Source organism: Bacillus sp. LQ01, from assembly GCF_057624735.1.
Genome location: NZ_JBYEZL010000006.1, coordinates 1 through 13,723 on the forward strand (window position 1 = coordinate 1; position 13,723 = coordinate 13,723).

The 13,723-nt window shown below is 35.2% G+C and carries 11 protein-coding genes; 4 read left to right on the top strand and 7 right to left on the bottom strand.

The window, feature by feature from the left end:
• Nucleotides 1-710 precede the first annotated feature (710 nt).
• Complete coding sequence (locus tag AC22L0_RS25315) at nt 711-3,755, top strand: efflux RND transporter permease subunit (RefSeq protein WP_087964879.1); 3,045 nt, start codon at nt 711-713, stop codon at nt 3,753-3,755.
• Between the two features lie 231 nt (nt 3,756-3,986).
• Here AC22L0_RS25315 and pstA read toward each other — a convergent pair whose 3' ends face one another.
• The 3 genes from pstA to AC22L0_RS25330 form a co-directional block, all read right to left on the bottom strand.
• Nucleotides 3,987-4,907, bottom strand: a complete 921-nt coding sequence (pstA, locus tag AC22L0_RS25320; RefSeq protein ID WP_000994140.1) for a phosphate ABC transporter permease PstA — start codon at nt 4,905-4,907, stop codon at nt 3,987-3,989.
• Nucleotides 4,908-4,909: 2 nt separating this feature from the next.
• A complete protein-coding gene (gene pstC, locus AC22L0_RS25325) occupies nt 4,910-5,800 on the bottom strand; it encodes a phosphate ABC transporter permease subunit PstC (protein WP_140160680.1) in 891 nt (296 codons plus the stop codon).
• Between the two features lie 71 nt (nt 5,801-5,871).
• On the bottom strand, nt 5,872-6,774 hold the full coding sequence (locus AC22L0_RS25330) for a phosphate ABC transporter substrate-binding protein PstS family protein (protein ID WP_000245109.1): 903 nt from the start codon (nt 6,772-6,774) through the stop codon (nt 5,872-5,874).
• A gap of 509 nt (nt 6,775-7,283) precedes the next feature.
• Here AC22L0_RS25330 and AC22L0_RS25335 point away from each other — a divergent pair.
• From AC22L0_RS25335 to AC22L0_RS25345, 3 genes are read left to right on the top strand one after another with little or no spacing between them, the layout of a single operon-like run.
• On the top strand, nt 7,284-7,541 hold the full coding sequence (locus AC22L0_RS25335) for a FeoA family protein (RefSeq protein ID WP_000252982.1): 258 nt from the start codon (nt 7,284-7,286) through the stop codon (nt 7,539-7,541).
• Nucleotides 7,538-8,260, top strand: coding sequence for a FeoB small GTPase domain-containing protein (locus AC22L0_RS25340; protein WP_000033868.1), 723 nt, complete (start codon nt 7,538-7,540; stop codon nt 8,258-8,260). The genes AC22L0_RS25335 and AC22L0_RS25340 overlap by 4 nt, the downstream gene beginning before the upstream one ends.
• On the top strand, nt 8,238-9,638 hold the full coding sequence (locus AC22L0_RS25345; RefSeq protein ID WP_000443624.1) for a nucleoside recognition domain-containing protein: 1,401 nt from the start codon (nt 8,238-8,240) through the stop codon (nt 9,636-9,638). The genes AC22L0_RS25340 and AC22L0_RS25345 overlap by 23 nt, the downstream gene beginning before the upstream one ends.
• A 61-nt stretch (nt 9,639-9,699) precedes the next feature.
• Here AC22L0_RS25345 and AC22L0_RS25350 read toward each other — a convergent pair whose 3' ends face one another.
• Genes AC22L0_RS25350 through gerLA form a run of 4 tightly spaced genes read right to left on the bottom strand, consistent with a single transcriptional unit; the run spans nt 9,700 to nt 13,602 of the window.
• Nucleotides 9,700-9,837 (bottom strand): hypothetical protein, encoded by a 138-nt coding sequence (locus AC22L0_RS25350; RefSeq protein ID WP_000493997.1) that lies wholly within the window; start codon nt 9,835-9,837, stop codon nt 9,700-9,702.
• A gap of 11 nt (nt 9,838-9,848) precedes the next feature.
• Nucleotides 9,849-11,015 (bottom strand): spore germination protein GerLC, encoded by a 1,167-nt coding sequence (gene gerLC, locus AC22L0_RS25355; RefSeq protein WP_140158276.1) that lies wholly within the window; start codon nt 11,013-11,015, stop codon nt 9,849-9,851.
• Entirely contained in the window at nt 10,999-12,123 is a 1,125-nt protein-coding gene (gene gerLB, locus AC22L0_RS25360; protein WP_000802008.1) for a spore germination protein GerLB, read from the bottom strand. Before gerLB ends, gerLC begins: the two co-directional genes overlap by 17 nt.
• On the bottom strand, nt 12,124-13,602 hold the full coding sequence (gene gerLA / locus AC22L0_RS25365) for a spore germination protein GerLA (protein WP_002060757.1): 1,479 nt from the start codon (nt 13,600-13,602) through the stop codon (nt 12,124-12,126).
• Between the last annotated feature and the right edge of the window lie 121 nt (nt 13,603-13,723).

Genomic DNA, 13,723 nt, shown 5'->3' on the forward strand with positions numbered 1-13,723 from the left:
ATTAGGCACGCCGCCAGCGTTCATCCTGAGCCAGGATCAAACTCTCCAATAAAGTTAGTTTGTCTAGCATCTAAAATAAAAATTGACGTTTCACGTTGTTTGTTTCGTTCAGTTTTCAAAGAACTTATCCGCCGCTTCAGAAGCGACTTCATCATATTAACATCTTCATTTTTCGATGTCAACTAAGTTTTAAAATTTCTTTTTTGTCGTTTTCTGCGTTTCCGCATCAGCGACGTTTATTAATATACCATCACACTTTTTAAATAACAAGTGTTTTTTTATAAAAATATAAAAAAATTATCTACCCTACTTTCTTCTATAGAAATAACTATTATCCTCTCTACTAAAAATAGTTATTCTGATTGTATACTACTACACTTCATTCAACAAAATTGAATTTCACAATACCTTCCCAAATTTTCATTCTCTTCTATATTAAGGTTTATAATAATTATCCTTCTATAAAATAACTATACAAATTAGCCGTAAGAAAAAATCCCATCTACATTAAACAGCCACTCGCACGCATTATCCCCTTCCTTCTCATTCGAAAATTCCCCCCTACAAATTAACAACATTCCAATCCTAATATAAACTTAAGTATATTGTTAGAATTTTTTTACATTTAATTAATGAAAAATATCCATTTTTTGTTATATAGTAAGAAAGGACGCACTCAACTATAAATAAACCAATGGAGGAATTATTTTATGGATAGGTTAACAAAGTTTTCATTAAAAAACCGAGCTGCCATTATCATCATGATCTTTCTCATTTCCATACTCGGTGTTTATTCCGGCTCTAAATTACCTATGGAATTTTTACCAAGTATCGACAATCCGGCAATTACCGTCACAACCTTATCTCAAGGACTCGACGCTGAAACGATGACAAAGGATGTAACTGACCCTCTCGAAAAACAATTTCGCAATTTAGAACACGTCGACACCATTACTTCTTCTACATACGAGGGATTATCACGTATCGACATTGCGTATACATCAAAAGCAAACATGAAAGATGCAGCACGCGAAGTCGAAAAAGCCGTCAATACAATTAAATTACCTAAAGATGTAACCAAGCCCGTAGTTAGTCAATTAAACACTTCTATGATTCCACTCGCTCAAATTACTATCCAGAAACAAAACGGTTTTTCAAAAGCAGATGAAAAACAAATTGAAAAAGAAATCGTACCACAACTCGAAAACATTGATGGTGTTGCCAACGTTATGTTTTTCGGAAAATCCACCTCTGAATTATCTATCGTACTTGATCCGAACCAATTAAAAAACAAAAACGTAACATCACAGCAGGTACTAACTGTTTTACAAGGAAAAGAAACTTCTACTCCAGCTGGGGCAATTACTGTTAATCAGGAAGAATACAACCTCCGCGTCATTGGGGACATAAAAAATGTAAATGACATTAAAAACATCACTGTGGCACCCCAAGTGAAATTGCAAGACATTGCTCAAATTGAAATTAAACAACACTACGATACAATCTCACATATAAACGGAGAAGAAGGCACAGGATTAATCATCATGAAAGAACCGAGTAAAAATGCAGTTGCCATTGGAAAAGAGATTGATAAAAAAGTTAAAGAGATAGATAAGGAATATAAAGATCAATTTTCTATTAAACTTTTGGCTTCAACCCATGAACAAGTTGAAAATGCTGTTACTAGCATGGGAAAAGAAGTAATACTTGGAGCAATCGCTGCAACTCTAATTATCTTAATCTTTTTACGTAACTTCCGAACAACACTCATCGCTGTTGTCAGTATTCCATTATCTATTTTATTAACACTCTTTTTACTACATCAATCTAACATTACGCTTAACATTTTAACCCTCGGTGGTTTAGCTGTTGCGGTTGGACGTCTCGTCGATGATAGTATCGTTGTCATCGAGAATATTTTCCGCCGTTTACAAAAAGATTCTTTCTCTAAAGATATCATTCTCGATGCAACGAAAGAAGTCGCAGTCGCAATTACTTCTTCTACTTTAACAACGGTCGCTGTTTTTTTACCTATCGGCCTCGTATCGGGAGCAATCGGAAAATTAATGTTACCTATGGTATTAGCAGTTGTATATTCTATACTATCATCCTTAATCGTTGCACTAACAGTTGTTCCACTTATGGCTTTTTTACTACTCAAAAAAACAAAGCATCGAAAGCCAAGTTCTTCATCACGATATGTCGCTACATTAAAGTGGGCTCTTTCTCATAAATTCATTATTCTACTTACTGCATTTTTATTATTTGTAGGATCAATTGCAGCTTATATATTACTACCGAAAGCAAACATAAAATCTGAAGACGACACAATGTTATCTATTAACATGACATTTCCAGCCGATTATAATGCTGAATCTCAAAAACAAAAAGCATTTGATTTTGAAAAGAAATTACTTTCTAATTCAGATATAACAGACGTTATTTTACGAATGGGATCTAGCGCAGAAGATGCACAATGGGGGCAAACAACTAAAAATAACCTCGCTAGTATATTCGTAGTCTTTAAAAAAGGTTTTGATATTGATCAATATATTAAAGAATTAAAAAAGGAAAATAAAACTTTTGAGCCTGCTGAACTTGATTATATAAAAACAAGTTATTCAAGCTCTGGCGGCGGCAATAACTTACAATTTAACGTAACAGCTACTAACGAAGCGGATTTAAAAGAGGCGGCTACTATCGTTGAAACAAAACTAAAAAGCATGGATGATCTTTCTAAAGTAAAAACAAATTTAGAAGACTCTAAAAAAGAATGGCAAATTGATATTGATCAAACAAAGGCTGAACAACTAGGTTTAACACCAGAAATAGCTGCGCAACAAGTAGCATTCCTTATGAAGAAATCACCTATTGGCGAAATTACAATTAATAACGAAAAAGCTACTATTATGATAGAACACAAAAAAGAAAACATTAATAAACAAGAAGATATTTTAAATACAAACATACTATCACCTATTAATGGACCAATACCTTTAAAAGACATCGCAACTATTTCAGAAAAACAAACGCAAACAGAAATTTTCCATAAAGACGGAAAAGAAACAATCCAAATTACAGCCGAAGCTTCAAATGAAGATTTGAGTAAAGTAAACACAGCAGTAAATAAAGCGATGACTGACTTAGATTTACCTAGTGGTGCAAAAGTAAATATCGCAGGAGCTACTGAATCTATGCAAGAGAATTTTACAGATTTATTCAAAATTATGGGGATTGCAATCGGGATTGTATATTTAATTATGGTTATCACCTTCGGGCAAGCACGTGCTCCTTTTGCAATCCTATTCTCCTTACCGTTAGCTGCTGTCGGTGGTATTTTAGGATTAATCATTTCACGAACACCTGTTGATGTAAATTCCTTGATCGGCGCATTAATGTTAATCGGGATTGTTGTTACAAACGCTATTGTATTAATAGAAAGAGTCCAACAAAATCGGGAACACGGAATGGAAACTAGAGAAGCCTTACTTGAAGCAGGTTCTACTAGACTACGCCCAATTATTATGACAGCTATTACAACAATCGTTGCTATGCTCCCACTCCTATTCGGCCAATCCCAAGCAGGAAGTATGGTATCAAAAAGTTTAGCCGTCGTCGTCATCGGCGGTTTGGCAGTCTCAACTGCTCTTACATTAGTAGTCGTTCCAGTTATGTATGAACTATTAGATAAAATCGGGAGAAAAAGACGCTCCCGTAGGAAAATAAGCACTTCTACAGAAACACCTGATATTTAAAAACAAAAGGCGTTACCTTCACAAATGAAGATAACGCCTTCTCTCTATTTATTCATAAAATCCATCATTTTTTCCACATATTGCTCTATAGGTTTACTAGAATCCACAATCCAAATTACATCTGTTCTTCTTTATAATTAATCACAAATTCAACAATCATTACATCCATTCCTTCTATATTAAAATACAAAAGAACCCCCTACCTATAAATAGAGAGTTCTTCTTTATAATTTATGCCGCTTTTACCTTTTTCGTTGTTTTACTTTTTCTTTTCGTTCCTGTAAAGCGCTTGTGTAATATAGATGCTATCAAGCGTGAAATAACATTGAATAGTAATACCATAATAATTAATACAGCTGCAGATTTTGTCGCAATCAACTTCGCATCTGGAATAACTCCTTCAGAATTTAATTTCCAAATGTGAACCGCTAATGTTTCAGCTGGTCTAAACGGATTTAAAGGATGCGCAGGACTTGATAAATCCGCTGCTGAATTTAAAATCGGGGATGTTAAACCCGCTGTGTAAATTAATGCTGCCGCTTCCCCAAATATACGACCCGCCGCTAAAATAATCCCTGTAATAATTTGTGGTAATGACGATGGGATAATAATACGAGCGATTGTTTGCCACTTCGTTGCACCTAATCCAAGACTTGCCTCTTTTACATTATGAGGAACTTCTGAAATCGCATTTTCACAAACACGCGTTAAACCTGGTAAATTTAAAATAGTTAAAGCAAGAGCACCACCCATTACTGTGTATCCCCAACCTGTCATTGTAACGAACACTAACAAACCAAATAAACCAACAACAATAGAAGGTAAAGACGCCATCGTCTCTATACATAGACGAACAAAATTTAAAAAACGTCCTTGTTTTGCGTACTCTGCTAAATATATTCCAGCACCTAATCCAAGAGGAATAGATATAATAAGCGTTATAACAAGCATGTAGAAGGAATTGAATAACTGCGGGCCAATCCCACCACCAGCTCTTGTATTGCTTGGTTCTCCAAACAAGAAATTAGGATCCCAAAATCCCCATCCCTTTTGTAAAATTTCAAATACTAAGAACACTAGCAAAGCTACAACTAAAGCTGCAACCGCATAAAAGATACCTGTCCAAACTTTATTTACCGTTCTTGCATTCATTATTATCGCTCACCTCTTTGCCCAATCGCTCGAATTACTAAAATAAACAGGAATGAAATAACAAGTAAAATCATCGCTAAAGTCCATAGCGCATTGTTCCAAGCAGTTCCGTTCAATGTATTCGTCATGTCCATTGTTAAAATACCAGTTAACGTCGCTGTCGGACTATATATTCCTTCTGGTAATTTAATCGTATTCCCGATTACCATTTGAATCGCTAGCGCTTCACCAAAAGCACGCGCTAAACCTAAAACAACACCTGTTAAAATCCCTTTCTTCGCAGCAGGAACAATTACTCGGCTAATCGCTTGCCATTTCGTTGATCCTAGACCATAAGAAGCTTCTAAATAATCAAATGGAACAGAACGTATTGCATCAGAAGCGATACTAGCAATAGTAGGTAAAATCATAATACTTAATACAACAATACCTGCAATTAAGCTAAAGCCTACTCCCCCAAACGAATCACGTAATAGTGGTACTAAAATCGTAACACCTAATAATCCGTATACAACCGAAGGAATACCAACTAACAATTCTAGAACAGGCTTCAATACTTTATTTCCAAATTTTGGCGAAATTAAATTCATGAATATAGCAAGAGCTATAGCAATTGGTGCACTAATAATAACCGCACCTAACGAAACCACCGTTGAACCTACAATGAAAATTAAAGCCCCGAAGGATCCTTGATCAGCATTTGGATTCCATTTTGTCGATGTTAACATCTCAGTAAATGAGATACCACTTTGTGTAAAAGATTGAATACCTTTCCCACAAATAAACGCAATAATAGCTAATGTAATTAAAACAATAAAAATACCACAAAACGTAACAAGTGATCTTCCTATATATTCACTTTTTACGTAATTAATTTGTTTTTTCCCCTTCATCACAGGACAGACCCCACTTCACAGATTGAAATGAACAGGACTGGCCTTGCAGCCAGCCCCATAAAATTTTATTACTTATTTAATTTAGACATTGGAATGTAGCCCATATCTTCTACTTGCTTTTCAAAATCTTTACCTTTTACATAATCGATGTAAGCTTTCGTCGCTTCCTTCGCTTCACCTTTTGTTACCATATATTCGTAAGACCAGAATGGATATTTACCAGACGCAATGTTTTCAACTTTCGGTTCAGCACCATCAATTTTCACTGTTTGTAGTGCGCCTTTTTTCTCGCCGACCATGTAAGACATTGCTAAATAACTCACCGAACCAGGAGTAGAGTTAATCGCTTGCTCTACTGCACCGTTAGAATCTTGTGTTGTACCAGTTCCATCATTAATTTTCGCGTCTTTCATAATCGTTTTTTCAAATGTAGCACGTGTACCAGATGAAGCCGGACGATTAATTACATTGATTTTTTCATCTTTTCCGCCTACTTCTTTCCAGTTTGTTACTTTTCCAGTGAAGATATCTTGTACTTGTTGCATTGTTAAGTTATCAACTTTTACATCTTTATTTACGACAAGAGCGAATGCAATACCCGCTACCTTGTTATCTACTAATTCTTTCGCCTTTTCAGCATCTTTTATTTTATCTCCGGACGGAACATCTGAATTACCAATTTGTACTGCACCAGATGCTACTTGGTTAATCCCAGTTCCACTACCGCCACCTTGAACTTGAATAGAAACTTTTGAATTTTTCTCCATGAATTTCTTTCCAGCTTCCTCCGCAAGAGGTAGAAGAGCTGTAGAACCAGCCGCTGCAATCGTACCTGATAATTCTTGTTTTGTATTATCGCTTCCTTTAGCAGTTTCTTTACTAGTTGTATCTTCTGCTTTCCCACAACCAACTAATGCTCCTGCTACCACTAAAGCTGCTAAAGAAAATTTAATACCTTTTTTCATAACCATGTCTTGTACCCCCATTTGGATTATCACTTTTCGAATTCGTTTTCTTTCGAACACAAATTCATTGTAGGACAACAATATTATGTGAGTGTTAAGCAATTTTTAATTTTAAGTAAATGACGATAATAATCCTTAAAAGCTAGAAATCCCAACATTTATAGTTAAATAACCCAACAAAAACCACACTAACTACGCTGCAATGTAAATATATTCTTAACAATGTAAATTCAATGTAAATGTTTTTCTCTCTTTTTCCCTTTTCGTTAAAGTTACATTTACAATTCCGCTGTATTTTGTAATTTTTACACACCTAATTTATGCACATTAAAAATAATTTCAGTAATATTTTTTAGTACAACTAAATAAATTGGAACAATTCTAAAAATAAATGAATATTTTTAAAGTACTAATTGACAACATAATCCAATGTAGTCTACTATATTACTAACAAAAAGTTTACCTTAGGAAACTTTTTAAACTCAAACTAAAAATATAGAGATGAGGTAACTTTTATGGTATCGGCTAATATAAAACCACTTTCCGAATTTAAAATAGGAGAGTTTGTACAAATTGAGAAGATACAATTAGAAGGAACTATGAAACGACGCTTATTAGATTTGGGATTTATCCCGGGGGCGACGATTAAAGTATTGCAACGCAGTCCACTTGGAGATCCGGTCGCTTATCAAGTGAGCAACACAACTATTGCACTGCGTAAAGAAGAAAGCTCCCTTATTTTCGGGGTATTAATAGGAGATGATTTCAGATGAGCAAACATCGTATCGCTTTAGCTGGTAACCCGAATACAGGGAAAAGTACATTATTTAATACTTTAACAGGCTTAAAACAACATACTGGAAACTGGACGGGAAAAACTGTTTTAAAAGCTGAAGGAGAATATGAACATAACGGAAGTAATTATACATTAATAGATTTACCGGGAACTTACTCACTATACTCAAATTCCGCAGACGAAGAAGTAGCGAGGGATTATATTATATTTGAAAAACCAGAAGTAACTGTAGTTGTTATAGACGCAACTGCTATGGAAAGAAATTTAAATTTAGCACTCCAGGTGATGGAGATGACAAATAATGTAGTCATTTGCATTAACTTAATTGATGAAGCCGAGAAAAAAGGGATTGTTATCGATGAAAAGAAATTAGCAAAATCACTTGGTGTACCTGTCGTTAAAATTTCAGCACGTAACCGAGTAGGTATTGGTCATTTGCTAAATGTTATTGCAAGAGTAGCAAATAAAAAACTAATTCCAACACCAATTAAAATTACTTACAGCGAAAAAATTGAAAATATGATTCAGGAATTAGAACCACAAATTTATAAAGTGTTCGGTGATACGTATCCAGCACGTTGGATTGCGTTACGTATATTAGATGGAGATAAAAATTTCTTAACTACACTTCAAAAACACCATAATGAACCACTTGTAAGGGAGGTCGTAATTAATGGAATCTCACTCAGCCAGTAAAGGTCTTCCATTAGACTATATTATTCAACATGCACAAACACTTTCAAAAGAAGATATACGAGATGATATAGTCGGAGATATTTACCGAACATCTGCAAGCATATGTAAAGAATCTGTCCAATATACAAATACTGATAAATTATATCGTTCTGAAAAACTAGATAAAATTTTCACATCTCCAATCTGGGGATTCCCAATTATGCTCGGTATTTTATCTATTATTTTTTATCTTACAATTGCAGGCGCTAACGTACCATCTGATATGATTGCCGAATTCTTCGGATGGGCCGAAGGATATTTAACATCTTGGTTCCAAGCAGCGCATGCACCTGAATGGTTACATGGCATTTTAATACTTGGTTTGTTCCGTGGTATCGGTGCTGTTATTAGCGTTATGTTACCACCTATGGCAATCTTTTTCCCTATGTTCGCGCTATTAGAAAACTACGGATACTTACCACGTGTCGCGTTTAATATGGACCGCTTATTCAAACGATCCGGCGCACACGGGAAACAATCTTTAACAATGGCAATGGGATTTGGTTGTAATGCAGCAGCCATTATGTCAACACGTATCATTGAATCACCACGTGAACGTATGCTAGCAATTTTAACGAACAACTTCGTTCCTTGTAACGGTCGCTGGCCTATGTTAATTTTAATGGCTTCACTATTTATGGCTGCTGGTTATACCGGCAGTATGCAAACATTGGTTACTGCTGGCGTTGTAGTTGGAATGGTTGTAATTGGTGTTATTATGACATTAACTGTTTCTTGGGTACTATCAAAGACAGCCTTAAAAGGGATTCCAACTCACTACACACTTGAGTTACCTCCGTACCGCAAGCCAAAAGTTTGGAATACCATTGTTCGCGCAACACTCGATAAATCAATCTATGTTTTAAAACGAGCTATAGTTGTTGCTGCCCCTGCGGCTGCATTAACTTGGTTACTTGCTAACATTTTTATCGGTGACACAAGCTTACTTATGTATTTTGTAAACTTCCTAGATCCATTTGCTAAAATGTTAGGACTTGACGGGTTTATTCTAGCTGCATTCATTCTTGGACTACCCGCTAATGAAATTGTAATCCCAATTTTATTAATGTCTTACTTATCAACTGGGGCTTTAACTGAAATAGATGATTTTAATCAAATTAAAAATCTATTCCTAGAAAATGGTTGGACTTGGTTAACAGCGTTAAACACAATGTTGTTCTCACTTCTTCATTTCCCGTGCGGAACAACACTTGTTAATATATACAAAGAAACAAAAAGTGCAAAATGGACATTCTTATCGTTTGCAATCCCTACCGTTATCGCCATTGTTGTTACATTCCTCTCTACACAATTGGTACATTGGTTAGGGCTTGTATAAAGCAAAGCATACATAGAAGGTATCCCCCTTCACATATGCTTTGCACGAAAGAAACCTGAAATTATTCAGGTTTCTTTTTTTGCACATCAGTATTCCACGGCTGTGCTCCATACGTTGTGAGTTTTTTATGAATAAAATATATAGTTCCTGGAAGAACTGCCATTAATATCGTGCAACTAATTCCTAATCCAGTAAACAACTTTCATCACCTTATTTCACTCTTTTCGGTAAAGCTGAACCTGAATGTTCAATTGTTGGATGAACATGAACAGTAATTTCAGCATTACTAAAGTAATTTTCGCCTTGATCCCAATTCTTACTTATTTTTGTCCACTCTTTATAATTATGTCGCTTATACACTTCCCCTAACTCTAATACATCTACCTTATATTTTTTTTGAACAAGCTTAATCGATTTTTGAATACGCTCCTCCATTTCTTCCGATATATCCTTCTCTAAACGCTTTTCATTCAAAACCTTTTTATGATCACTGAAATGCAACTCAGCCAATGTGCCTTCCAGAGATAAATGAATATCAAACTTTGGTTTTGTAGCATTCGTTGTGGATACTTTAATTTTTCGACGTAACTTATGAATTTCATATGTAATAAGTTGATTCTTTTTACGGATGGTAAAAAAACCTCCAATTTTTTTGCCTATTATATAATTCATCCCTACTGTTTCTTCCCCACTCAAATTGCCTACACATTTATTATCCTTTCCACGAAACAATGCTGCACCGTTCATTTGTACTCCTTGTTTTGTTAGTTCCAGAATAGGTAATACAAAACTTCGGTTAGAGATCATCTTTTCCTGCACCTCACCAATTCTTGCAGCCTCAATCATTTGGGCATTTTTCGGAGGGTGTTCAGCTAACATATCAATATACTGCGCCGGTAAATTTTCAGGCTTGGCACTTTGTTTTAAAATAGCTTCGGCATTTTTATTAGAAACGAACAAACGAATATTTCTTCTCATCTCATGATCGCGAATATATACATCTAACGTATTTTGTAAAATGTATGGATGTGAAAGTAATTCTTCAGAGAAAATAATCACCTGTATATGAGGGAAAAATAATGTACGACTAATTTTTTTGGCGATTATTCTTATTTGTTCAAATACACTATCTGCTTTTGCACTAACATTAATATAATTTTCGCTATCCCCACCCCCTTGTCCACCCTGTTGAGACAATTTACTGGGGAGTACCATCTGATAGGTCCCTTTCATAATTGGATTCGCTTTCTTCTCCTTCACAATATCGTAAGCCGCTCCTACTACAAATCCTCTTTCTTCTATCTCTTCTAACTCAGAACACCCACTCATAAATCCAGTTAAAGCCATAACCATTATAATTTTAAGAAGGTGTTTCATTTCCACCATTCCTTCTTTTTATTTTATATACAATTAAAACGAGCAAAGGAGCTAACACAACAAACCCCATATCTATCCAAGCTAAATAAGTCCCATAACTTGATAAAGTATTTAAACTACTAGGTATCATATTCACCATAAAAATAATAGGGGCACTTATGAAAATAAAAATTTGTTTCTTCACTTTCGGAAACATAGCACAAAACAATAAAGATGCGACGTCATAATACATTGCTGTAGTGTTATAAATAGTAATAATCCAAGTCGTAAAAAAAATCGCATCAAACCTTTCTAAAAATCCTCCACCAATTTCAATTTCTTTCCCTAATTCAATTGTTGGATATGTCAATCCACGTGTTGTCATATACGTAAAAACACTAATACAAGTTACATAAATTAAAATGTATGACAGCACGTTTACCATCACCGCTTTCGCGACTGCCATTGGCGCTTTTTTCGCTGTCTTATCATTCAGCAACACCGCATAAAATAAAGCTACTTCAAATCCAATAAACGTAAAAATAGAATTTTTAACTCCAACAGCATATTGACTTACTTTCGTTTGAAAAGCTGGTAGTAAATTATTTATTTCCATTAAATTTATATTCAATAAAGAAAGAAGTACTATCGCAATTAAAACAATAGGCAAGAATAAAACATTTAACCTTAATAAGGCTGCTCTTGATCCTGCTATTCCATAAATAACAACTAATAAGAAGAAAAAAGACAGTAGTTGTATTGGTGTATCACTAAATAAATACGTTTGAGAAATAACTGAAATCATTCGCGATTCATACGCTGTCAAAGCAGCAAACGTTAATACTAAAATACTACTAATTGTGTATGCAACAGGCTTCGTCAAATGCGCACTCGTATATTGAACAAAATTTTGTTTTGGAAATAAGATAGCCACTCTCGTCACAAACCAGCCTAAAACTGCGCAAATCAGTCCACCCAAAAGCAAGATAATCCAACCGTCCGAAAATAAAGTTTGGTTAGCAATATCTCTTGGCATAGACAATGCCCCTATACCAATAATGGTCGATGATACCGCAAACCCAATTTCCCGAGATCCAATCTCTTCATCGCCATACTCAAATGGTTTCAATTATTTTCGCTCCTTTGGACGTATTGTAGAATCTTTTGTTTGTAAGTACTCCGGTCTATCTTTCAACATCGCTTTTGGTATGCGAATAAATTCTTCTTTCCAATCTTTATAAAATGCAGGAGCAATTGGAGTTGTATACGGTATACCAACACTTGTTAAATTTGTAATATGAACAGCAAGTGCAATCAGAGCTAGAATGATCCCATACAACCCAAAAGCAGTTGCAGCTAATACAAAGACGAAAAGTAAAATCCGGAACGTAATCGTAATACTATATACAGGAAGCGAGAACGTAGCAATCGCAGTAACTGCAATAATAATAACTAAAAACGGATTTACAATCCCTGCATTTACCGCAGCTTCTCCAATTACAAGACCTCCTACAATCCCTATCGTTTGTCCCATTGGTTTGGGCAATCGGATTCCAGCTTCTCGTATTAATTCCATAGTCAAGGCCATCATTAACGTTTCAATATATGCTGGGAACGGAACACCTTCCCTCGCACCTGCAATTGAATAAGCCAGTTTAGAAGGAATAAGTCCTTGATGATAAGATACAAGTGCTACATACATAGCTGGTAACAAAACCGCGATTATACCTGAACCCATACGTAAAAATCTTAGTAACGTTCCAATCACCCAGCGCTCGTAATGATCTTCTACAGATTGAAAAATATCAACAAACACAAGCGGTGCAATAAGAGCAAACGGAGATCCGTCTACTAAAATGGCCGCTTTTCCCTTCGCTAATGACGCTATAATATTATCTGGCCTCTCTGTATTCAAAAACTGTGGAAATGGAGATAAATTATTATCCTGAATTAATTGTTCAATCGTACCTGTTTCCAAAATAATATCTGTCACTATTGATTGAAGACGGCGATCTAACTCTTTTACAATGTGAGGATTAATAATATCTTCTATATATACTAGGGTTACTTCTTTCTGCGATCGCTTCCCCATAATATAAGATTGGAACCTCAACTTTGGATCGCGTAAACTGCGTCGGATTAACATTTTATTCACATTAATATCTTCATTTAATCCAACTCTCGGTCCGCGTATTAAATCTTCTGTCACTGGTGGCTCTAAACTTCTCTTCTCCCAAGCCCTACTATTAATAACGATAGCAGTTTGAATATTATCAATTAATATAACTGTATCTCCCGCTAAAATCGCATTTATAATATCCGGAAACGTTGTCTTCTTACCCACTTCCGCAATAGAAATAAAACGATCCAATAACGTCTGAACGACAGCCGCTTCATTTTGCACTTCTTCATATTGAAGAGTACGAACTACATATTTATAAACATTATCCTTGTCTGTTAACCCACATAAAAACACAACCGCACAACGTGTAAAACTCCCAGCAAGAACAACTTCTCTAATTGTTAAATCATTAGGTGAACCTAACTCATCCCTAATTTCTTTCATAACTTCAAATAAGTTACCTTCAAGCTCTAACAATTTCCCCACCTAACTTCCTTTTCAACAAGTTTTTAGTTAGATTCCGCTAATTGAAGAAAATATATACAAAAAAGAGCTATCTCTTTTCAAAGATAGCTCTAATAAAGTAAAACTTTAATCAGCCCTCACC

What these genes read in the sequence shown, in the direction of transcription:
- pstC (WP_140160680.1), bottom strand. Translation starts at nt 5,800, where the DNA reads ATGAAGGGGAAAAAACAAATTAATTACGTAAAAAGTGAATATATAGGA.
- AC22L0_RS25340 (WP_000033868.1), top strand. Translation starts at nt 7,538, where the DNA reads ATGAGCAAACATCGTATCGCTTTAGCTGGTAACCCGAATACAGGGAAA.
- gerLC (WP_140158276.1), bottom strand. Translation starts at nt 11,015, where the DNA reads ATGAAACACCTTCTTAAAATTATAATGGTTATGGCTTTAACTGGATTT.
- AC22L0_RS25345 (WP_000443624.1), top strand. Translation starts at nt 8,238, where the DNA reads ATGGAATCTCACTCAGCCAGTAAAGGTCTTCCATTAGACTATATTATT.
- pstA (WP_000994140.1), bottom strand. Translation starts at nt 4,907, where the DNA reads ATGAATGCAAGAACGGTAAATAAAGTTTGGACAGGTATCTTTTATGCG.
- AC22L0_RS25330 (WP_000245109.1), bottom strand. Translation starts at nt 6,774, where the DNA reads ATGGTTATGAAAAAAGGTATTAAATTTTCTTTAGCAGCTTTAGTGGTA.
- AC22L0_RS25335 (WP_000252982.1), top strand. Translation starts at nt 7,284, where the DNA reads ATGGTATCGGCTAATATAAAACCACTTTCCGAATTTAAAATAGGAGAG.
- AC22L0_RS25315 (WP_087964879.1), top strand. Translation starts at nt 711, where the DNA reads ATGGATAGGTTAACAAAGTTTTCATTAAAAAACCGAGCTGCCATTATC.